19 protein-coding genes are annotated in these 21,442 nt (G+C 65.7%); 7 read left to right on the top strand and 12 right to left on the bottom strand.

Translation table 11 applies throughout. From position 1 onward, the window contains the following. From hemF to WNB94_RS12690, 3 genes are read right to left on the bottom strand one after another with little or no spacing between them, the layout of a single operon-like run. The gene (hemF, locus tag WNB94_RS12700; RefSeq protein WP_341390776.1) at positions 1 to 909 is read right to left on the bottom strand and encodes an oxygen-dependent coproporphyrinogen oxidase; all 909 of its coding nucleotides are present in this window, start codon (positions 907 to 909) and stop codon (positions 1 to 3) included. Positions 910 to 948: 39 nt separating this feature from the next. Then, positions 949 to 2,235 carry a phosphoribosylamine--glycine ligase gene (gene purD / locus WNB94_RS12695; RefSeq protein ID WP_341390775.1) on the bottom strand — a complete coding sequence of 429 codons (1,287 nt, stop codon included), beginning with the start codon at positions 2,233 to 2,235 and terminating at the stop codon, positions 949 to 951. 13 nt (positions 2,236 to 2,248) lie between these two features. After that, positions 2,249 to 2,971 (bottom strand): YebC/PmpR family DNA-binding transcriptional regulator, encoded by a 723-nt coding sequence (locus WNB94_RS12690; protein ID WP_341390774.1) that lies wholly within the window; start codon positions 2,969 to 2,971, stop codon positions 2,249 to 2,251. Positions 2,972 to 3,138: 167 nt separating this feature from the next. Between WNB94_RS12690 and WNB94_RS12685 the strand changes: the two genes are divergently transcribed. Beyond that, on the top strand, positions 3,139 to 4,665 hold the full coding sequence (locus WNB94_RS12685) for a helicase HerA-like C-terminal domain-containing protein (RefSeq protein ID WP_341390773.1): 1,527 nt from the start codon (positions 3,139 to 3,141) through the stop codon (positions 4,663 to 4,665). A 24-nt stretch (positions 4,666 to 4,689) separates the two neighbouring features. Here WNB94_RS12685 and WNB94_RS12680 read toward each other — a convergent pair whose 3' ends face one another. Further along, complete coding sequence (locus tag WNB94_RS12680) at positions 4,690 to 5,121, bottom strand: hypothetical protein (RefSeq protein ID WP_341390772.1); 432 nt, start codon at positions 5,119 to 5,121, stop codon at positions 4,690 to 4,692. 80 nt (positions 5,122 to 5,201) lie between these two features. Continuing rightward, positions 5,202 to 6,521: a lysophospholipid transporter LplT gene (lplT, locus tag WNB94_RS12675; protein ID WP_341390771.1), complete on the bottom strand. Its 1,320-nt coding sequence runs from the start codon at positions 6,519 to 6,521 to the stop codon at positions 5,202 to 5,204. Between the two features lie 103 nt (positions 6,522 to 6,624). Between lplT and alr the strand changes: the two genes are divergently transcribed. The 3 genes from alr to radA are packed head-to-tail and all read left to right on the top strand — an operon-like array spanning position 6,625 to position 9,723. Then, on the top strand, positions 6,625 to 7,770 hold the full coding sequence (alr, locus tag WNB94_RS12670) for an alanine racemase (RefSeq protein ID WP_341390770.1): 1,146 nt from the start codon (positions 6,625 to 6,627) through the stop codon (positions 7,768 to 7,770). 59 nt (positions 7,771 to 7,829) lie between these two features. Continuing rightward, positions 7,830 to 8,333: an acyl-CoA thioesterase gene (locus WNB94_RS12665; protein WP_445819071.1), complete on the top strand. Its 504-nt coding sequence runs from the start codon at positions 7,830 to 7,832 to the stop codon at positions 8,331 to 8,333. Between the two features lie 13 nt (positions 8,334 to 8,346). Further along, on the top strand, positions 8,347 to 9,723 hold the full coding sequence (radA, locus tag WNB94_RS12660; protein ID WP_341390769.1) for a DNA repair protein RadA: 1,377 nt from the start codon (positions 8,347 to 8,349) through the stop codon (positions 9,721 to 9,723). A 16-nt stretch (positions 9,724 to 9,739) separates the two neighbouring features. On the opposite strand, the gene murJ is transcribed toward radA, so the two are convergent. Beyond that, the gene (murJ, locus tag WNB94_RS12655; protein ID WP_341390768.1) at positions 9,740 to 11,302 is read right to left on the bottom strand and encodes a murein biosynthesis integral membrane protein MurJ; all 1,563 of its coding nucleotides are present in this window, start codon (positions 11,300 to 11,302) and stop codon (positions 9,740 to 9,742) included. 177 nt (positions 11,303 to 11,479) lie between these two features. Between murJ and rpsT the strand changes: the two genes are divergently transcribed. Beyond that, positions 11,480 to 11,773, top strand: a complete 294-nt coding sequence (gene rpsT / locus WNB94_RS12650) for a 30S ribosomal protein S20 (RefSeq protein WP_341390767.1) — start codon at positions 11,480 to 11,482, stop codon at positions 11,771 to 11,773. A gap of 89 nt (positions 11,774 to 11,862) precedes the next feature. Here the strand turns inward: rpsT and WNB94_RS12645 are convergent, their stop codons facing one another. Next, positions 11,863 to 12,213: a DUF3579 domain-containing protein gene (locus tag WNB94_RS12645; protein WP_341390766.1), complete on the bottom strand. Its 351-nt coding sequence runs from the start codon at positions 12,211 to 12,213 to the stop codon at positions 11,863 to 11,865. A 297-nt stretch (positions 12,214 to 12,510) separates the two neighbouring features. Here WNB94_RS12645 and WNB94_RS12640 point away from each other — a divergent pair, with 297 nt between their 5' ends. Beyond that, positions 12,511 to 13,710, top strand: a complete 1,200-nt coding sequence (locus tag WNB94_RS12640) for an aspartate aminotransferase family protein (RefSeq protein ID WP_341390765.1) — start codon at positions 12,511 to 12,513, stop codon at positions 13,708 to 13,710. A gap of 5 nt (positions 13,711 to 13,715) precedes the next feature. Next, entirely contained in the window at positions 13,716 to 14,648 is a 933-nt protein-coding gene (gene argF / locus WNB94_RS12635) for an ornithine carbamoyltransferase (RefSeq protein ID WP_341390764.1), read from the top strand. Between the two features lie 10 nt (positions 14,649 to 14,658). On the opposite strand, the gene WNB94_RS12630 is transcribed toward argF, so the two are convergent. The 5 genes from WNB94_RS12630 to flhA are packed head-to-tail and all read right to left on the bottom strand — an operon-like array spanning position 14,659 to position 21,439. Further along, complete coding sequence (locus WNB94_RS12630; protein WP_341390763.1) at positions 14,659 to 16,020, bottom strand: methyl-accepting chemotaxis protein; 1,362 nt, start codon at positions 16,018 to 16,020, stop codon at positions 14,659 to 14,661. Positions 16,021 to 16,070: 50 nt separating this feature from the next. Further along, positions 16,071 to 16,784: an RNA polymerase sigma factor FliA gene (locus WNB94_RS12625; protein WP_341390762.1), complete on the bottom strand. Its 714-nt coding sequence runs from the start codon at positions 16,782 to 16,784 to the stop codon at positions 16,071 to 16,073. A 20-nt stretch (positions 16,785 to 16,804) separates the two neighbouring features. Continuing rightward, entirely contained in the window at positions 16,805 to 17,638 is an 834-nt protein-coding gene (locus WNB94_RS12620; protein ID WP_341390761.1) for a flagellar biosynthesis protein, read from the bottom strand. Positions 17,639 to 17,648: 10 nt separating this feature from the next. Beyond that, a complete protein-coding gene (gene flhF, locus WNB94_RS12615) occupies positions 17,649 to 19,337 on the bottom strand; it encodes a flagellar biosynthesis GTPase FlhF (RefSeq protein ID WP_341390760.1) in 1,689 nt (562 codons plus the stop codon). After that, positions 19,334 to 21,439 carry a flagellar biosynthesis protein FlhA gene (gene flhA, locus WNB94_RS12610; RefSeq protein ID WP_341390759.1) on the bottom strand — a complete coding sequence of 702 codons (2,106 nt, stop codon included), beginning with the start codon at positions 21,437 to 21,439 and terminating at the stop codon, positions 19,334 to 19,336. The genes flhF and flhA overlap by 4 nt, the downstream gene beginning before the upstream one ends. Positions 21,440 to 21,442: the final 3 nt, after the last annotated feature.

Raw genomic sequence — 21,442 nt, 5'->3', positions numbered from 1 at the left:
TCAGACCCAGTCACGGGGGGGAAGGAAGTCGGCGTACAGGCGGGCCTCGGGGGTGCCGGGCTCGGGGTGCCAGTCATAGCGCCACTGCACGATGGGCGGCATGGACATCAGGATGCTTTCAGTGCGCCCGCCCGACTGCAGTCCGAACAAGGTGCCACGGTCCCACACCAGGTTGAACTCGACGTACCGGCCGCGTCGGTAGGCCTGGAAGTCCCGCTCTCGCTCGCCGTAGGGATGCTCGCGGCGGCGCTGCAGGATGGGCAGGTAGGCCTGCGTGAAGGCATCGCCCACAGCGCGTATCAGGGCAAAACCACCCTCAAAACCCAGGTCGGCCACATCATCAAAGAAGATGCCGCCCACGCCGCGCGCCTCTTGTCGGTGCTTCAAGTAAAAGTACTCATCGCACCAGGTTTTGTAGCGCGGATGGCGGTCCGGCCCGAACGGCGCCAAAGCATCCTTGCAGACCTGGTGGAAGTGGCGCGCATCGTCCTCGAAGCCGTAGTAAGGCGTGAGGTCCATGCCACCACCAAACCAGGCCACCACGCTGCCGTCGGGCTTGTGGGCCGCCAGCATGCGCACATTCATGTGCACGGTGGGCACATACGGGTTGCGCGGGTGAAACACCAGCGACACGCCCATGGCCTCGAAGGGCAGGCCCGCCAACTCGGGCCGGTGCTGGGTGGCCGAGGGCGGCAACTGCGGGCCCTTGACGTGCGAAAAGTTGCACCCCCCCCGTTCCAGCACACCGCCTTGCTCCACCAGGCGTGAACACCCGTCGCCCTGCAGGCGCTCCTGCGGCCCTCGCACCCAGGCGTCACGCACAAACGGCGTGCCGTCTTCGGCCTCGAAGGCCGCCACGATGCGGTCTTGCAAGCCCAGAAGGTATGCGCGCACAGCCTGTGTGTCCATGGTGGCCTCTGCTCGTGTGGATGTGATGACGTGTCCAGCTCAGCGCGCCTTGATGGCGCGCCAGCCGATGTCGCTGCGGAACTGCATGCCGTCGAAGGCGATGCCTCGCATGTACTCGTAAGCGCGCTGCTGCGCCAGCTTGGCCGAATCGCCCAGGGCCGTCACGCACAGCACGCGGCCGCCGCTGGTGCGCACCTGGCCGTCCTCGCCCATCGAGGTACCGGCATGAAACACCATCGCGTCGTCGGCGTCGGCCGGCAAGCCGGTGATCACGTCACCCTTCTTCGGGTCCAGCGGATAGCCGCCCGCGGCCACCACCACGCCCAGGGCAAAGCGGCGGTCCCACTGCAGCTCGATCTGGTCCAGCGTGCCGTCCGTGGCGTGCAGCATCACGTCGATCAGATCGCTCTTGAGGCGCATCATGATGGGCTGGGTTTCCGGGTCGCCCATGCGGGTGTTGAACTCCAGCGTCTTGGGGTTGCCCTGGCCGTCGATCATCAGACCGGCGTACAGGAAGCCCGTGAACGGCGCGCCATCCTTGGCCATGCCCGCCAGGGTGGGCAGGATGATCTCCTGCATGGCCTTGGCATACACATTGGGCGTCACCACCGGTGCGGGCGAATACGCGCCCATGCCACCGGTGTTGGGGCCTTCGTCGGCGTCCAGCAGGCGTTTGTGGTCCTGACTGGTGGCCATCACGGCCACGTTCTTGCCGTCGGCCATGACGATGAAGCTGGCCTCTTCGCCGGCCAGAAACTCCTCGATCACCACGCGCGCGCCACCTTCGTTGTGCTGCACGCCCAGCTTGTTGTCCAGCAGCATGAAGTCGATGGCCTCATGCGCTTCTTCCAGCGTCATGGCCACGACCACGCCCTTGCCCGCCGCCAGGCCATCGGCCTTGATGACGATGGGCGCACCCTTCTCGTTCACGTAATCGTGGGCCTTGGCCGCGTCGGTGAAGGTGTCGTAAAACGCGGTAGGGATGCCATGGCGCCTCATGAAGTCCTTGGCAAACGCCTTGGAACTTTCCAGCTGAGCGGCCTTCTTCGTGGGGCCGAAGATGCGCAGACCACGGGCGCGGAACTCATCGACCACGCCAGCGGCCAAGGGGGCCTCAGGGCCCACCACCGTCAGGTTGATCTTGTTGGCCTCGGCAAAGTCGGCCAGGGCCTTCACGTCAGAGATGGGCACATTGACCAGGCGCGGATCGCGCGCGGTGCCGCCATTGCCCGGCGCCACATAGACCTTTTGAGCCTTGGGGGACTGGGCCAGTTTCCAGGCCAGGGCGTGCTCGCGGCCGCCCGAACCGATGACAAGGATGTTCATGAGACAGTGGGGTTCAGTTGAGTTCGGCGTTGTGGAAGACATCCTGAACATCGTCCAGGTCTTCCAGCACGTCCAGCAGTTTCTGCATTCGGGCGGCGTCGTCACCGGCCAGTTCGATGGAATTCTCGGCGCGCATGGTGACTTCGGCCATTTCGGGCATCAGGTCGGCACCTTCCAGGGCGTTCTTGACGGCCTCGAAATCCGTCGGGGCGCACAGCACCTCGATGGAGCCGTCGTCATGCGTGATCACGTCTTCGGCGCCGGCTTCCAGGGCCACTTCCATGATCTTGTCTTCGCTGGCACCCGGTGCAAACAGAAACTGGCCCACGTGCTTGAACTGGAAGGCCACCGAGCCTTCGGTGCCCAGGTTGCCCCCGTGCTTGCTGAAGGCGTGACGCACCTCGGCCACCGTGCGCACCCGGTTGTCGGTCATGCAGTCCACGATGATGGCGGCGCCACCGATGCCATAGCCTTCGTAGCGGATTTCTTCGTAGGTGACCCCATCCAGGTTGCCCGTGGCCTTGTCCACGTTGCGCTTGATGTTGTCGGCCGGCATGTTGGCGGCCTTGGCCTTGTCGATGGCCAGGCGCAGGCGCGGGTTCATGGCGATGTCGCCACCACCCTGGCGCGCGGCCACGATGATTTCACGGGTGAGGCGGGTCCAGATCTTGCCGCGTTTTTCGTCCTGACGGCCTTTGCGGTGTTGAATGTTGGCCCATTTGGAATGACCAGCCATGGCGAGAGGCTCCTGAGAGGGTGCGCTTCGGCGAGGATAAACAAGACAGGCCAGGGCGAACCGACCGCCCGCATGCGTGGCAGCGACTCGCCGTGGCCCCAGAATTCTTGGGTGATACTTCGATTTTACCCCGCCCCACCCTCGCGACACCACCGGAGAGCCCGCCCATGGCCGACCCCATCTTGCTTGCCCGCCACGGCGACATCGAATGCCACCTGTTGCCCTCGCTGGCCAACCGCCACGGGCTGATCACCGGGGCCACGGGCACGGGCAAGACCATCACCCTGCAAAAGCTGGCCGAAAGCCTCAGCGCCGCGGGCGTGCCGGTGTTCATGGCCGACGTCAAAGGCGACCTGACGGGCATTTCCCAAATTGGGCAATTGAGCCCCAAGGTGGCCGGCATCCTGGCCGACCGGGGGCTGCCCGCGCCAGAGCCCCAGGCCTGCCCCACCACCTTGTGGGACGTGTTCGGCGAGCAAGGCCACCCAGTGCGCGCCACCATTTCGGACATGGGGCCACTGCTGCTGTCGCGCATGCTGGGACTGAATGAGACCCAGCAAGGCGTGCTGCAACTGGTGTTTCGCGTGGCCGATGACCAAGGCATGCTGTTGCTGGACCTGAAAGACCTGCGGGCCATGCTGCAACACGTGGGCGACCACGCCAAGGACTTCACCACCGAGTACGGCAACATCAGCCCGGCCAGCGTCGGCGCCATCCAGCGTGGACTGCTGCAGATTGAAGAGCAAGGCGGCGAGAAGTTCTTCGGCGAGCCCATGCTCGACATCCACGACTTCATCCAGACCGTGGATGGCCGTGGCGTGGTCAACATCCTGGCGGCCGACAAGCTGATGAACGCGCCCCGCCTGTACGCCACCTTCTTGCTGTGGATGCTGTCGGAGTTGTTCGAAACCCTGCCCGAGGTGGGCGATCTGGACAAGCCCAAGCTGGTGTTCTTCTTCGACGAGGCCCACCTGCTGTTCAAGGACGCGCCCGCCGCGCTGGTCGAGCGCATTGAGTTGGTGGTGCGCCTGGTGCGCTCCAAGGGCGTGGGCGTGTACTTCGTCACACAAAACCCCATGGACGTGCCCGACACGGTGCTGGGCCAGTTGGGCAACCGCGTGCAGCACGCGCTGCGGGCGTTTTCGCCCCGCGACCAGAAGGCCGTCAAGGCGGCGGCTGAAACCATGCGCGCCAACCCAAGCCTGGACATCACGGCGGCCATCACCGAACTGGGTGTGGGCGAGGCCCTGATCAGCCTGCTGGATGAAAAGGCCCGCCCGGGCATCACGCAGCAGGTGTTTGTGCTGCCGCCGGGCAGCCAGATCGGGCCGATCACACCCGAGCAGCGCCGCCAATTGCTGCAACGATCGCTGGTGGCCGGCGTGTATGAAAAGGCGCTGGACCGGGAATCGGCTTACGAAAAACTCAAGGCCCAGACCCAACAGCGCCTGGACACCGCCGAACCGCGCTCCGGCAGCATGCTGGACGAGGCCGAGCAGGTGATGCGCGAGCGTTCGCCCGCACCCCGCGCGCAAGCGCCCCGGGAAACCGCGCGCCGTGCGCCGGCATCGCGCAGCGACTCGGTGTTTGAGGCGCTGGCCAAGTCGGCTGCCCGCACCATCGGGTCCACGGTGGGACGGGAAATCATCCGGGGGGTGCTGGGGTCCATCCTCGGCGGCAGCCGCCGACGCTGATCCCCCCGCACCCCCCCTCACGACTCAGCGCCAGTCGCGTTCGCGGCGATGCTCTCGCCGTTGCTCGCGACGGTCTTCCCGTCGCTCTGCGCGTGCGTGCCAGCCACCATGGTGCGCATGGTGGTGGCCAACGTGGCGATGCCGATGGCCCGCCCAGGCAGGCTTGCCATGCGCATGCCGCACGGGCACCACGATGACCTCACGCGGGTGATGCACACGGGGCGCCACGGTCTTGATCACCACCGGCGCCGGGGCAAGCACCACGGTCTGGCCTCCTCGCACCACGCCACCGGGCACATTGGAGACGACCGTGCCGACTCGGCCATGGCGTTCAATGGGCACATCGATGTCGACCGACCAGTACACATCGCCTGCCTGGGCCATGCCAGCGCCCGAGGCCGCCAGCGCGCAAGTGAGCCACAAGCGGGCAGAAGAGATGAGGGAATTGACTCGCATGAGGGGTCTCCTTTCCCTCATTCAACGCAGTGCCAGCAGCCGGTGACGACGCTGAACGTGTAAAGCTGCGTTGCTGATTGTCAGTAATGCTTGCCGTCGCTGGTGGGGGGCACCAGCGTTGCATGATGCGCATCATTGCGCGCGATCTCGAGCAAACGCTCCAGCTCCTGGGCGTGATGCTTCGCATTGTGACGGTGCCACAGCCCGATGAGCGCCATGGTGCCCGCCACCACCAGCCCAAAGGCCGTGATGGCCCCATAGGCCGACAGACCTGCCGTGGTGAGCCCGGCGTACAGCGCCCCGAGCGCGAGGATGCAAGCCTGCTCATTGAAGTTCTGAACGGCGATGGAACGCCCCGCCCCCATGAGGTTGTGCCCCCGATGCTGAAGCAAGGCATTCATGGGCACGACCAGAAACCCACCCAGGCCGCCCAGCAAAATCATGAACGGAATTGTGAGCTCCACATCCCGCAGGAAGTTCATGCCCAGCACCAGTACCCCCATGCCCACCCCCAGCGGGATGACGGCGGTCGCGCGATCCAGTTGCATCTTCATGGAAGCCCACACGGCGCCGACGGCGGTGCCCACGGCCACCACACCCACGAGCGCCGACGCCTTCGTGGTGTCATAGCCCAAGGCCACGGCGGCCCAGGCCAGAACGATGTACCGCAGGTTGCCAGACACCCCCCAGAACAGCGTGGTGGTGGCCAAGGAGATCTGCCCCAGCCGATCGCGCCACAGACGGCGGTTGCAATCGACAAAATCGCGCACCAGCGCCACGGGGTGGGCGTTCATGGCATGGTGGTGCGACACCGTGCGCGGAATGCGCAGGTTGAAACCCGCTGCCACCACGTACAACACGGTGATGCTGGCAATGGCCGCTTCAGCCGCAGAGGGCGCCTGCAGTCCGCCCACGCCATCCAGCCAGGCCTGAAGGTGAGGCGCCAGCACAGGCCCCATCAGTTGCCCACCCAACACCACCCCGAGGATGATGGAGGTGATGGTCAAGCCTTCGATCCAGCCATTGGCCTTCACCAATTGGGAGGGCGGAAGCAACTCGGTGAGGATGCCGTACTTGGCCGGCGAATAAGCCGCAGCACCCAGCCCCACCACCGCATAAGCCAGCAGGGGGTGGTGTCCGAACAGCATCATCAGGCAGCCGACCACCTTGATGCTGTTGGAAATGAACATCACGCGCCCTTTGGGCAAGGCGTCGGCGAAGGCCCCCACAAAGGGGGCCAGCACCACGTAGAACAGCGCGAACATGGGCACGAGGGCGGCGCGCTGCCACTCGTGGGCACCCTGGGCATGCAGCAAGGCAACGGCCGCGACGAACAAGGCGTTATCGGCCAGCGAGCTGAAGAACTGCGCCAGCATGATCGTGTAAAAGCCTTTTTTCATGAGGCGCGGCGGATCGGGGAGACCTGTGAAAGTCGGCCGTTATAGCATGCGCCCCCCTTGCGCACGCGCGAACAGTCCACGGGCCGACTGGCACAATCACAAAATGCCCCGCCCTCTCGAAGCCCTCGTTCACCTGGACGCCCTGCGACACAACCTGGGCGTGGTTCGTCAACACGCACCGGACGCGGCGGTCTGGGCCGTGGTCAAGGCCAACGCCTACGGCCATGGCCTGGAGCGCGCCTACCAGGGCCTGCGCGCCGCCGATGGCTTTGCCCTGCTGGACCTCAACGAAGCACGCAAGCTGCGCGAGATGGACTGGCGCGGCCCGATCCTGCTGCTGGAGGGGGTGTTCGACGCGCGCGACCTGGAGTGGTGCTCGCGACTGAACCTGTGGCACGTCGTGCACAGTGAAGCCCAGATCGACTGGCTGGCGCAACACAAGACCGAATGGCCGCACCGTGTCTTCCTGAAGATGAATTCGGGCATGAACCGCCTGGGCTTTCGGCCAGAGGCGTTTCGACAGGCCTGGGCGCGCCTGAGCGCCTTGCCACAGGTGGACGAAGTCTCGTTCATCACACATTTCTCGGATGCCGATGGCCCCCGTGGCATCGCCCATCAGCTTGAGGTGTTCGTGCAGCACACGCACGACCTGCCGGGCGAGCGCAGCCTGTGCAACAGCGCCGCCACCCTGCGCCACGCGCATGATCCGGCCGTGCGCGGCGACTGGGTTCGGCCAGGCGTGATGCTGTACGGCGCATCGCCCGACCACCCCGAACACCCGGCCTCGCACTGGGGCCTGAAGCCCGCCATGAGCTTGCGCTCTCAACTCATCGCCATCCAGCACCTGAACGCTGGCGACACGGTGGGCTATGGCAGCCGTTTCGTGGCGCCCCGGGCCATGCGCATCGGCGTGGTGGCCTGTGGCTACGCCGACGGCTACCCTCGGCACGCGCCCGATGGCACGCCCGTGCTGGTCGATGGCCAACGCACCGGCGTGGCCGGCCGGGTGTCGATGGACATGATCACCGTCAGCCTGGAGCACCTGCCCGACGCGGCCGTGGGCAGCGAGGTCACCCTGTGGGGCACCGGACCCGCAGACAGCCTGTTGCCCATCGACGAGGTGGCGGCCCATTGCGGCACGATCGGCTATGAACTGATGTGTGCGGTCTCCCCCCGGGTACCCTTCGTGGTGATCGACCCGCAAGACCGCGACCCGCAAGACAGCGGCCATGCCAGGGCGCAGGCCTGACCTCGTTGCTGGCACAGAGTTTGCGCCGTTCAGCCCATCCCATTTTTTCTGACCACACCATGGACATTGACCACCACCGCCACCAGTTGCGCATGACCGTGCTCATGACCCCCGACATGTCGAACTTTTCGGGCAACGTGCACGGCGGCACCATCCTCAAGCTGCTGGACCAGGTGGCTTACGCCTGCGCATCGCGCTACGCGGGCACGTACGTGGTCACACTGTCGGTCGATCAGGTCACGTTCAGGCAGCCCATCCACGTGGGCGAGTTGGTCACGTTCCTGGCGTCGGTGAACTTCACCGGCAAGTCGTCGATGGAGATCGGCATCAAGGTGGTCACCGAAAACATCCGCACCCAGGTGGTTAGGCACGCACAAAGCTGCTTTTTCACCATGGTGGCCGTGGACGACGAGCACAAGCCCACCGCCGTGCCACCGCTGAGCCCTCAAACGCCTGACGAAATCCGCCGCTTCAAGGCCGCGCAGCTGCGCCGCCAACTGCGGCAAGAGTTTGAGCAGCGATTCAAGGCTGTGCAATCGGGCGAGGCCGAGACCTCGGCCTGACCGACAATCGCGCATGGCCAAGGAAAAAACCGTCTACACCTGCAGCGAGTGCGGGGGCATCAGCCCCAAATGGCTGGGCAAGTGCCCGCACTGCAACGCCTGGAACACGCTGGAAGAGACCCGGGCCGAGCCCAGCGGCTCAGGCAAAAACCGCCTTCAGGCCATGGCCAGGGGGCTCAATGCCGCCCAAGCCGTCACCACACTGTCCGAGATCGAGGCCGCCGAGGTGGCACGCACGCCCACCGGCCTGGAAGAGCTGGACCGCGTGCTGGGCGGTGGCATCGTGGCCGGTGGTGTGGTGCTGATCGGTGGCGACCCTGGCATCGGCAAATCCACCCTGCTGCTGCAGACGGTGGATGCACTGTCGCACCAGATGAAGGTGCTGTACGTGACCGGCGAAGAAAGCGGCGCCCAGGTGGCCCTGCGCGCCCGTCGCCTCGGGCTGGACGGCTCGAAAGTGCGGGTGCAGGCCGAGATTCAGCTGGAGAACATCATCGCCACGCTCGAGGCTGAAAAGCCAGCGTTTTGCGTGATCGACTCCATCCAGACCCTGTTTTCGGACCAGCTGAGTTCCGCCCCCGGCTCGGTGGCGCAGGTGCGCGAATGTGCAGCCCACCTGACGCGGGTGGCCAAGGCCAGCGGCTGCACGGTGGTGCTGGTGGGCCACGTGACCAAAGAAGGCGCCATCGCGGGCCCCCGCGTGCTGGAGCACATCGTGGACACGGTGCTGTACTTCGAGGGCGACACGCACAGCAGCTTCCGCCTGATCCGGGCCATCAAGAACCGCTTTGGCGCGGTCAATGAGATTGGCGTGTTCGCCATGACCGACAAAGGCCTCAAAGGCGTCAGCAACCCCAGCGCCATCTTCCTGTCGACCCACAGCGAGCCGGTGCCAGGCTCGTGCGTGCTGGTGACGCTGGAAGGCACGCGCCCCATGCTGGTCGAGATCCAGGCCCTGGTGGATGCCGGCGGCCCCAGCCCCCGCCGCCTGAGCGTGGGTCTGGAGCGTGACCGCCTGGCCATGCTGCTGGCGGTGCTGCATCGGCACGCGGGCGTGGCCTGTGGCGACCAGGATGTGTTCGTGAACGCGGTGGGTGGGGTGCGCATCAGCGAGCCGGCGGCCGACCTGGCCGTGCTGCTGGCCATCCAGAGCAGCCTGCGGGGCAAGCCTCTGCCCAAGGGCTTCATCGCCTTCGGCGAGGTGGGACTGGCTGGCGAAGTGCGCCCGGCCCCGCGCGGCCAAGAGCGCCTGAAAGAAGCGGCCAAGCTGGGCTTCACGGTGGCGGTGGTGCCCAAGGCCAACGCGCCCAAAAAACCCATCGACGGGCTGACCATCCACCCGGTAGAGCGGGTGGATGAGGCCATGGACCTGGTGCGCGGCGCCGTCTAAGGCCGACCGACGGCGCTCACCGCCGAATGAACTGCTTGAGCTTCAGGCCTGTGGCCATCAGGGTGCCGAAGTACACCAGTGCGGCCCCCACAAGGCACGCGGCCAGCGCCCCCACGCGCAGCCAGGGCTGCTCGCGCAAGGCCACCCAGTCAAGGTGGTGGGCAGCGGCCCACAAGCCCGCCCCCAGCACGGTCGTGGCCACCAGCACGCGCAGCGCAAACAACCACCAGCCTGCTGCAGGCTGGTAACGCCCGGTGCGGCGCAGGCCGATCAGCAGCCACGCAGCGTTGATGAGCGAGCCCAGGCCAATGGACAAGGCCAGCGCAGCATGCTGCAGGTAGGGCACGAACAGCGCGTTCATGCACTGCGTGAGCACCAGCACGACGATGCCTATCCGCACCGGCGTGCGGATGTCCTGGGTGGCATAAAAGCCAGGCGCCAGCACCTTGACGCCGATCAGCCCCATCAGGCCCACGCCGTAGCATGACAAGGCCAGCATGGTTTGCTGCACGTCGTGGGCGCTGAACCGTCCATAGTGATACAGCACGGCCACCAGGGGCTCGGCAAACACCAGCAAGGCCACCGCGGCAGGCAGGGCCAGCAGCATGACCAGGCGCAAGCCCCAGTCCAGCAGCTCGGAAAACCGCCGTTGATCCCCACCGGCCTGGGCTTTGGACAACTGCGGCAGCAAGACCACCCCCAAGGCCACGCCCAACAAGGCGGTGGGAAACTCCATGAGGCGATCGGCATAGGTGAGCCACGACACCGATCCGGCCCCCAGGTGCGACGCGATCTGGGTGTTGATGAGCATCGACAACTGCGCCACCGACACCCCCAGGATGGCCGGGGCCATCTGACGCAGCACACGCTTGACCCCGTCATGCTGCCAGGCGGCGCGCCATGCCCCCGGCGTCAGCCCGATGCGCGGCACCATGCCGATGCGCCACAGCGCGGGCACCTGGATGGCCAGTTGCAAGACCCCGCCGGCCATCACGCCCACGGCCAGGGCATACACGGGCTCGATGCCCTGCCCGCGCAACCAGGGCGCCAGCAGCACGGCGGCCGTGATCACCGTGACATTGAGCAGCACCGGGGTGGCCGCAGGCACCGCAAAGCGGTTGAAGGTGTTGAGGATGCCGGCACTCAAGGCCACGAGCGACATGAAGCCGATGTAGGGAAACATCCAGCGGGTCATGACCACGGCCGCATCGAATCCCCCACTGTCCTGAAGGCCCGAGGCCATGGCCCACACGAGCACGGGCGCGCCCACCACGCCCACCACGCACACCACCAGCAAGGCCCCAAACAGCACCGTGCCCACCGCATTGACCAGGGCGTGGGTGGCCGCGTCGCCCTGTCGGGCGCGGGTTTCAGCCAGGATGGGCACGAAGGCCTGAGAGAACGCCCCTTCGGCAAACAGGCGGCGCAACAGGTTGGGGATGCGAAAAGCCACCTGGAAGGCGTCGGTGGTGGCGCTGGCCCCGAAGGCAGAGGCCACCAGCAACTCGCGCACGAGCCCGGTGATGCGGGACGCCAGTGTCAACAAAGACACGACGGAGGCAGATTTGAACAGGCTCATGGGCCGCGATTATAGGAAGCGGCCTGGGGTGCGCCTTGTCATTTTTGGGTCTCTTATGGTATGCTTTTGGGCTTTCCAACCAACTGGTGCCGCTGTGGTGCGAGCTGGCGTGGGCTTAGGCTGCAGCTTGCCTGCGGTTGGCCGCCCGCCTCAGGCATCCCCGGCGCCCCGAAGATCATGGCATCGTCCAAACCCAAGAAGACCGTCCGCATTGCGTCGGGCCGCAAGCGCGCCCGCCAAAACGTCAAACTGAACGCCGCCAACTCGGCGCTGCGCTCGAAGTTCCGCACCGCCATCAAGGGCGTGCTGAAGGCTGTGCAAGCCGGCGACAAGGCCAAGGCCTCTGACGCCTTCAAGACCGCTCAAAGCGTGATCGATTCGATCGCCGACAAGGGCATCTTCCACAAGAACAAGGCCGCTCGCCACAAGAGCCGCCTGTCGGCCAAGATCAAGGGCATGACCGCTGCCTGATCAGCCGTCACCCTGAACAAAGCCCGCCGTGTGCGGGCTTTTTCTTTGGCGCCGGCGTTGGCACGGCCTTCGGTGTCAAGCCGCCCAGATCAGGCGCGCGGCGCATCAGGCAACAGGCACGCCTCGGCCACCTGTAAATCGTTATCGCGGGCGAAGTTCATGACGAAGTCCCAGGCCATGGGCTCGATCTCGCGCAAGGCCTCATTGACGACCACACACTTCACCCCGTCCAGGGTGGTGGGCACGCAATAGGGTGAGTAGCCGATGTGAGCCCCAGGGCCCAACCTGGCACCGCCAGGACGAAAACAGGACATGGCCCCGGCCAGACGCTCTGCCCAGTCGCTGGGACGAAACACCTTCCCTTGCCGGGTCAGGCCCTGAATGAAGATTTCTCGAGATGGCGAGGGCTTGGGGGCGGCATGGGCGTTGGGCGTCAACACGGTGGCGTTTCCGTCGGACTGGGAATGGGTCAATTCACAGGCAAAACAAGCGCGGCACACGGATTGTGTCCGTGACACGCGGTGAGCAAGCAAGACGACCGGCGGGTGACCAAACGCCTTGCCCGGTGATGGCCGCGACGAATCCGGCGCGCCATGCAGACACCGCCTATTGTCCCGGACCTGGGCGCTGCGCGCAATACGGAGCGCGTTATCCCGTGGCTTTTACATAGAATGTGCCTGGGCGCAGTGTCGGCTGCGCCATTTGTTTTTTCATCCCTTCGCGCTTGAAAGCCTGTCATGTCTGCCCCTGTGTCCATGCCCCACGTGATGCCCACCTATGGCCGCCTGCCCGTTGCCTTGTCGCACGGTCAGGGCGCTGACGTCTGGGACACCGAGGGCCGACGCTACCTGGATGGCCTGTCGGGCATCGCGGTCAACACCCTGGGGCACAACCACCCCAAGCTGGTGCCTGCATTGCAGGATCAACTGAGCAAGATGATCCACTGCTGCAACTACTACCAGGTGCCGCTGCAGGAAGAACTGGCCGCCATGCTCGTGGAGCGCTCGGGGCTGACCAATGTCTTCTTCTGCAACTCGGGTCTGGAAGCCAACGAAGCGGCCCTGAAGATCGCCCGCAAGTACGGCCACGACAAGGGCATCGATCGCGCCGAGGTGGTGGTGTACGAGAAGGCCTTCCATGGCCGCTCCATCGCCACCCTGTCGGCCACCGGCAACCCCAAAGTCCATGCCGGCTTCGAGCCCTTGGTGGAAGGCTTTGTGCGCGTGCCGCTCAATGACATCGCGGCACTGGAGGAAGTGGCCCGCACGCGCCCCAACGTCACGGCCGTGTTCCTGGAAGTGATTCAGGGAGAAGGCGGCATCAACCCGGCCCGCACCGACTACCTGCAGGCCGTGCGCGCCCTGTGCGACCGCCAAGGCTGGTTGCTGATGCTCGATGAAGTGCAGTGCGGCATCGGCCGCACCGGCAAATGGTTTGCCCACCAGTGGTCGGGCATCCAGCCCGATGTGATGCCACTGGCCAAGGGCCTGGGCTCGGGCGTGCCGGTGGGCGCGGTGGTCTGTGGCCCCAAGGCCGCAGACGTGCTCAAGCCCGGTAACCACGGCACCACCTTCGGTGGCAACCCGCTGGCCATGCGTGCGGGCGTTGAAACCCTGAAGATCATGGAGCAAGACGGCCTGCTGGCCAACGCCGCCCAGGTGGGTGAGCACCTGATGGCGGCACTCCGCCGTGAACTGGCAGGTGTGGACGGCGTGGTCGACATCCGCGGCCAGGGCCTGATGATCGGCATCGAACTGGACCGGCCCTGTGGCGTGATCCTGAACCGCGCGCTGGACGCCGGCCTGCTGCTGAGCGTGACGGCCGACAAGGTGGTGCGCCTGCTGCCGCCCCTGATCTTCACACCCGCGCAGGCTGATGAACTGATCGGTATCCTGATCCCGCTCATCAAGCAGTTCCTCTCTGAACCCAAGGCCTGAATCGCATGAAGCCCGGAAACAGCCTCATCAAACATTACCTGCAGTTCAAAGATCTGCGCGCCCAGGAGTACGACTACCTGTTCCAGCGCGCAGCCATCATCAAGCAGCGCTTCAAGAACTACGAGAAGTACCAACCCTTGTCCGACCGCACGCTGGCCATGATCTTCGAGAAGGCCAGCACCCGCACACGCGTGAGCTTCGAGGCCGGCATGTACCAGATGGGCGGCTCGGTGGTGCACCTGACCACGGGCGACAGCCAGTTGGGCCGCAGCGAGCCCATTGAAGACAGCGCACGCGTGATCTCGCGCATGGTCGACATCGTGATGATCCGCACCTACGAGCAAGAAAAGCTCGTGAAGTTCGCGGCCAACTCGCGGGTGCCCGTCATCAATGGCTTGACCAACGAGTACCACCCCTGCCAGATCCTGGCCGACATCTTCACCTTCATCGAGCACCGCGGCTCGATCGCCGGCAAGGTGGTGGCCTGGGTGGGCGATGGCAACAACATGGCCAACACCTGGTTGCAGGCCGCCGAGATCCTGGGCTTCACCGTGCATGTGAGCACGCCCAATGGCTACGAGGTCGACCCGGCCGTGGCCGGCATCGCCAACACCGATTGCTACAAGGTCTTCAAGGACCCGATGGACGCCTGCCGTGGTGCTGATCTGGTGACCACGGACGTGTGGACGTCGATGGGCTACGAGGCCGAAAACGAAGCGCGAAAGAAGGCCTTCGCCGACTGGTGCGTGGACGCCGACATGATGGCCGTGGCCAAGCCCGACGCCCTGTTCATGCACTGCCTGCCAGCCCACCGGGGCGAAGAGGTGGAGGCCGAGGTCATCGATGGCCCCCAATCCGTCGTGTGGGACGAGGCGGAGAATCGCTTGCACGTGCAGAAGGTGCTCATGGAGTACCTTCTGCTCGGGCGGATCGGCTGACCCCTACGGATCAAAAGCGGTACGCCAGACGCAGTCCGCCCCAATGCCGGCCTTGCACCACGATGGGTGCCGAGGCCTCCTTGAGCAACACGAAATTGCCGCCGCCCATGTCGCGTCGGTAGGTTTGCAGCAAGAAAGGCCGGGTGTTGCGCGCCGAGGCCAGGCCGGTGCGGTCGTTGAAGATGCGGCGCCAGCGCGAGTGGGCGGTGTTCCACGCCACATCACCGGTCCGCTGTGGATGACAGTACTGCCGGTTGTGGGTCGAGATGTAGCCGTTGCGGTCTGCGGCGATGCAAAACACCACCTGGGGCAAGGCCTGCAATGGTGGTTCCTGCAACCCTGGCAACAGCGCATCGGTCAAGGCGTTGAAGGCCGTGGTGTGCTGCGCTGGCGCACTGCCCGGAATGGGCTGATAACGGTCATCAAACAACTGGGCGAGGGTGATGCGGCCTTGCTGCACCGCCTGCTCCAGCGCCTGCGCCATCTGAGCCGCCACGCGCTGCGCGAGTTCGATGTACGGCGTGTCGTCGGTCCTCACACCTGATGTGGCAATGACCTCCATCAAGCGCTCGGACACGCCCAGCACACTTTCGCTGCGCTTCAGGGCCCCATCCAGCGACTGGCGGGTGTGCTGTACCTCCTGGCCCATGCGCCCGATCTGCTCATGGATGCCCGACGAGAGCGCGCCACTGTGATCGGCAGCGCCCTTGATGCGCTGCACCCCCGACTCAACACCAGCCAGGGCCTGGGCCAGGCACGCTTGCCCGCCCTGGCGGGCCTGCTCGTCCATGCGCAACTCATCGGCCAGGCGCTGGATGCGCTGGTCCAGGCTGCCCACGGTGCTCATGATGGTTTTGGAGATGTGCTCGACCTGGGTGGACAAGGTCTTGACGGCGTCGGCCACCACCGAGAACCCGGCCCCGGCTTCCCCGGCCCGCTTGGCCTCCACGGATGCATTGAATGCCACCAGCCGAGTCTGCAGCGCCACCTGGGTGATTTCCTGGGCGGCCTGGGCCACATCGCGCAGGGTGTCGACCACCTGCCCGACGTCTCGCCCCACACGGTCGACGGTGTTGCGGGCCTGCTGCATGGCCTGCACGCTGTGGTCGGTTTCTTGATGAATCTGCTGCTGGGCCTGCACGATGCTGTGCAGGTGGCTCACCAACTGCTGCAGGGTGTCGGCCTGTCGAGCGGCCACGGCTGCGCTGTCTTCCAGCGTGCCACGCAGCTCGGCGGCCTCACGCCCCAGGCCACTGGTGTCTCGTGCCAGCGTCTGCGCCAGGGCCGTGGCACTGTGCGCCACGGGCTCATCGGGGGCCAGGGCACCGTCGTCCGTGGCGAGCGCTGGCAACTTCCTGAACGGGGACCACATCGACTGCCTCCTTCAAAGGGGAGACCATCGCAGCGGTGAGCATCATGCCCTCACCATTCTCGCAGCTTGACCCTCAGCCTGGCGATGGACTGGCTGTGGAGCTGGCACACCCTCGATTCGGTCACGCCCAGCACGGCCGCGATTTCCTTGAGGTTCATGTCTTGTTCATAGTACATGCTCATCACGTACTGCTCGCGCTCGGGCAGGTTCTTGATGGCTTCGACCAGGGCATGCCGCATGCGGTGGTCTTCGAGCAAGCTCAGCGGGTCATTGCCTTCATCCGTGACATGCCGGTCGAGGTAGTCGTTGTCGCCGTCTTCGCCACTCATGTCCTCCAGGTAGATGAGCTGGGTGCCGCGCACCTTGCCCAGCATTTCCTGGTACTCGACCAGGCTGAGGCCCATTTCCTTGGCGATCTCGCTTTCATGTGGGGCCCGGCCCAGGCGCTGCTCCAGCTTGTGCACGGCCGATTCGATGTCGCGCTGCTGTTTGCGGGTGCCTCGGCTCATCCAGTCGGCCCCGCGCAGTTCGTCGAGCATGGCGCCGCGGATGCGCTGCGTGGCAAAGGTTTCGAACTGCACGCCCTGCCCGGCATCAAATCGCGTCAGTGCGTCACTGAGCCCGATCATGCCGACCTGGATGAGGTCATCGACCTCGACGTTGGCAGGCAGCTTGGCGATCATCTGGTGTGCCAGGCGCCGCACCAGGGGGCTGTACTGACGCAGCATCGAGTCCATGTCGAGACGACCTTTGGCGGTGTACATGTGTGTCTCCGAGGGCATCATCAGTTGAATACGGGGGCCACGCGCCCGGGCAAGGCGCTGCCGGGCGAGGTCAGGTGCTCAAAGGCGGAGTCGCCCAGCGAATGCGGCAGGGCAGCGTGCAACAGACCGCTGGCCAGCGACAGGAATCGGGCGTCTGGCTGGGCTTGCGCGGCCTGCTGCAGATCCAGCTGCACGGCAAGACGCTGGGCAACGCCCAGAAAATCATCGGCACACCGGGCCAGGCGATCGGCCACCGCCTGCGCCTGCGTGCTGTGCACGGGTGCGGCCACCAGCAGGTCGTAGCTCATCCAGCCGCCCCGCTGCGCCAGCACCTTCACGGCGGCGTAGGCCTGCGTCAGACCCTCGGCCAGGTCGTTGGTGTAGACCAGCGGGCGCACGCTGCATTCACGGGCACGCTGGGCCATCACCCGCGCCAACTCGCTGGCGGGCGCGTGCAAGAGCACGACATCGCTTTGTGGCGAGGCGTCCGCCAGCGCGTCCAGCAAGGTGGCACATGAGCCGCGTGCGTCGGCATACCGCAAGGGCAGGCCTCGCGCCGGCATGTAGCTCACGTGGCTCGAGAGCGCCTCAATGCCTTCGGCGATGTCAAAGGCCACCAGCTCGCCAGGGTCTCGCGCCTGGGGGCTGGCGTCCACCACCAGGGTGCGCAAACCAAAGCTCTCGTAGGCGGTGCACAAACGCTCCAGCACCAGCCCGCCACAGCGGGCCTCCGGGCTGGCCACCACCGGGATGAAACGCAACACACGGGTGGCGAACATCCGGCGCAAACCCTGGGCCTGATCCACCGGAGGGCTTCCGGTGCGGCCTGCAGCATGTCGTTCTGGACGGTTCATGGGCAGCGTGTCAGGCGTGGTTGGCGGCGATGCCGGCGTCCACCGGGGTGGGCGTGGCAAACACCAGATTGACTTCGTTGATGTCCAGCCTATAGGCCGGGTTCAGGCTGGCACGCAGGGCCCGGTGCACCAGGGCTTGCGACGACAACCTGTGCCAATCTTCGGGCACCCGTTGGCCGTTGGCCACACCCAGCACACGGCTCTTGTGACGAATTAACGCATCCAGCGCCGGACCGAGCTTCACGGCCTCGTCCAGCTTCGACAGGATGACGCCTTCGCAGGCGCTGGCCTGGTAGGCGTGCATCACGTCTTCGATGGCATCACCCTGGGTGGCGGCGTTGATGACCAGGAGTTTGCGGATGCTTGGATGGGTGAGCATGTCCAGCAACTCTTTGGTGCGACTGTCACGCTGGGCCATGCCGGCGGTGTCGATCAGGATCAGCTTCTTGGCCGACAGCAGCTCCAGCAGGTCTTCCAGCGCGGCGCGATCGTGGGCCATGTGCACGGGCACGCCCAGGATGCGGCCATAGGCGCGCAGTTGGTCGTGTGCCCCCACCCGGTAGGCGTCCAGCGTGATCAGGCCCAGGTTGGACGCGCCGTGCTTGGCGGCGAACGCAGCCGCCAGTTTGGCGGTGGTGGTGGTTTTGCCCACGCCCGTGGAGCCGATCAGGGCAAAGACGCCGCCCCGGTCCTCGATGGCGGGGGATTGATCTGCGGTGTTCAGGTTGCGCTGCAGCACCTGGGCGGCCCAGGCCTGCTCATCGTGGCCACCATGGGTCACCTCGGCGGGCATCGCGTCCAGCATCTTGCGGATCAGCACGGCCGAGAAGCCTCCGTCCAGCAGCCGTTGCGCCAGGGCCGCCTGAGCGGGCGTGCGGCCCAGCTTCTCGATGAAGGCCATGGTTTCGAAGCGCTCTTTCATCATCGCCCGCAGCGAGCGCAACTCGCCCAGCATGGCGGTGTTGGCCTCCTGAGCGGCCTTGAGGGCCTCGGCCATGGCCGGATCGGCGGTGGGGGCGGCGGCGCGGGGTTGATCGCGACGCGGTGCCACCTGGTCAAACGCCAGCTCGGCGTGGTCTGCGCGCAAGGGCACCACCTGGGCGGCGCGCGTGGCGGGCTCGGCAGCGGCGCGAGCGGGCTCGCGCCGGTCGGGCTGGGGCGCCACCAGGCCTTCGCTCAGGTCCAGGGCCGTGGCCGGTGCGGGGCGGGCTGGCGGGCGTGCTGCAGGGGCAAAACGCTGCTGCAGTTGCTCTTCAGGATTCGCGGCCAGGGCGGGTTCGGTGCGCTCTTGGGCTTGCAAGGCCGCCTGCCGGCGACGCAGCATGCGCTCGCGCACATAGTCCTGGAAGGACAGCGTGCTCATGGCCAACTGCTTGACGTCATCCTGCACCGAATTGGCCAGCGCCGACACACTTTGCAGGGCTTGCTGAGCGCCGCCCTTGCCAGACTTGCCGTCCTTGCGGGAGGGCTGCAGAAAGGACGGCAGCGCCTCTTGATCGCCGGATGGCGATGCCACCTCGGGCGCATCCTGGGCCATGCGGTCCACCGCCGGCACACTGTCGGCCGCCATCGCCAGGATCTCGATCCCGCCCTCAGAGGCGGGCTTGGTGGACAGCACCACGGCATCGTCACCGAAGGCGGCTTTCACCTTCTGCATGGCCTCGCGGCTGTTCCGTCCAGTAAAGCGTTTGACGTTCATGCGTGGCCTCCAATCAGGGTACCGATGCGGATGGAGTGGGTCTCAGGGATTTCGCTGTGCCCCAGCACCTTCAGGCGGGGCGCAGCGCGCTTGAGCAACCGGGCCACGGAGGGCCGGATGGCGTCAGGCACGAGCAGGCAGGCGGGTTGCCCCATGTTTTCCTGCCGGTTGGAGGCCTCGGCGGCCTCGCGGGTGAGGTGGTCGGCCACGCCGGGGTCCAGCATGGGGCCGTTGGCCGAGGTCAGGGCCTGGGTCAGCAGGCGCTCCAGATCGGGTTCGATCGCGATCACGTCCAGCTCCTTGACGGGGCCGTAGATCTGCTGAACGATGGCCGGGGCCAGACCGATGCGGATGCGCCGGGCCAGTTCTGAGGGGTCATTCACCACATTGGGCATGATCGCGGCCTGTTCGGCGATGGTCTCAATGATCGAGCGCATGTCGCGGATGTGCACCCCTTCCTCCAGCAAGAGCTGGAGCACCTTCTGCAGGGTAGAGATGCCGATCATTTTGGGAACCACGTCTTCAATCAGTTTCGGGGCCAGCTTGGTCACATGCTCGACCAGTTGCTGGGTCTCGATCCGTCCCAGCAGCTTGGCTGCCTGGAGTTGCATCAAGTGTGAAAGATGGGTGGCCACCACGGTCGAGGGATCAACCACGGTGTAGCCGGCCATTTGCGCCGCATCCCGCTGACGCTCTTCGATCCACACCGCGGGCAGGCCAAAGGCGGGGTCCACGGCCGCTGTACCGGCAATCGGGTTGGTGACGTGCCCGGGGTTGATGGCCATCAACATGTTGGGGAACACCTCGCCCTCGCCCACCACAGCGCCCCGCAAGGTGATGCGGTACACGCTGGGGCGAAGCTCCAGGTTGTCCTTGATGTGCACCGAAGGCGGCAAGAAGCCCACCTCTTGCGCAAACTTGCGGCGCACGCCCTTGATGCGGTTGAGCAGATCGCCGCCACGCTCTTTGTCCACCAGCTGGATGAGGCGGTAGCCCACCTCCAGGCCGAGGGTGTCCACAGGCTGCAGGTCGTCCCAGGTGGCTTCGCCATTCGGGTTGGCGGGTGCCACCGGGGCCTCTTCCTTCTTGGGGGCATTGGCCGCGCGCTTTTGCTTTTCGTTCATGGACCAGGCCCAGTAACCCAGCCCACCTGCCACCGGCACAAAAATCAGGAACGGCATGCCGGGGATCACGCCCAGCAAACCGATGATGCCCGCCGCCGTGGCCAGCACCTTGGGGTTTTCGAACATCTGCTCGCGGATCTGGCCGCCCACATCCTGCTCTTTGCCCACGCGCGACACCACGATGGCGGCTGCCACCGAGATCAACAAACCGGGAATCTGGGCCACCAGGGCGTCACCGATGGCCAGCACCACATACGCATCGGCCGCGTCACCGGCACCCAGGTTGTGCTGGCTCATGCCAATGATCATGCCGCCGATGATGTTGATGAACAGGATCAGGATGCCGGCGATGGCATCACCGCGCACGAACTTCGAGGCACCGTCCATGGAGCCATGGAACTCGGCCTCTTCGCCCACCTCGCGACGGCGCTTCTTGGCTTCCTTCTCATCGATCAGGCCCGCGCTCAGGTCAGCGTCAATGGCCATTTGCTTGCCGGGCATGGCGTCCAGGGTGAAGCGGGCGCTGACTTCGGCGATCCGCTCGGCGCCCTTGGTGATCACCACGAAGTTGATCACCACCAGCACCGCGAACACGATCAGGCCCACCGCGAAGTTGCCACCGATCAGGAAATGACCAAACGCCTCGATCACGCGGCCGGCGGCCCCGGCTCCGGTGTGCCCTTCCATCAGCACCACCCGGGTGGAGGCCACGTTCAGCGACAGGCGCAGCAAGGTGGTCAGCAGCAGCACCGCCGGGAAGGCCGCAAAGTCCAGCGGCTTGAGCATGCTGGCCGCCACCATCATCACCATCAGCGACAAGGCGATGTTGATGGTGAAGAACATGTCCAGCACCAGCGGCGGCAGGGGCAGCACCATCAACGACAGGATGACGATGACGACCAGGGGCGCCGCCACGGTCTGGAGCTGCCGGGCGTCGGCGCCGGTCAGACGTTGCAATTGCATCACGAAGGCGTTCATGTG

Origin of the sequence: Aquabacterium sp. A3 (assembly GCF_038069945.1) — a bacterium.
Classification (GTDB): Bacteria; Pseudomonadota; Gammaproteobacteria; order Burkholderiales; family Burkholderiaceae_C; genus Aquabacterium.
The sequence above is the reverse complement of the archived record's forward strand: the minus strand, read 5'-3'. Positions and strand labels throughout refer to the sequence as shown.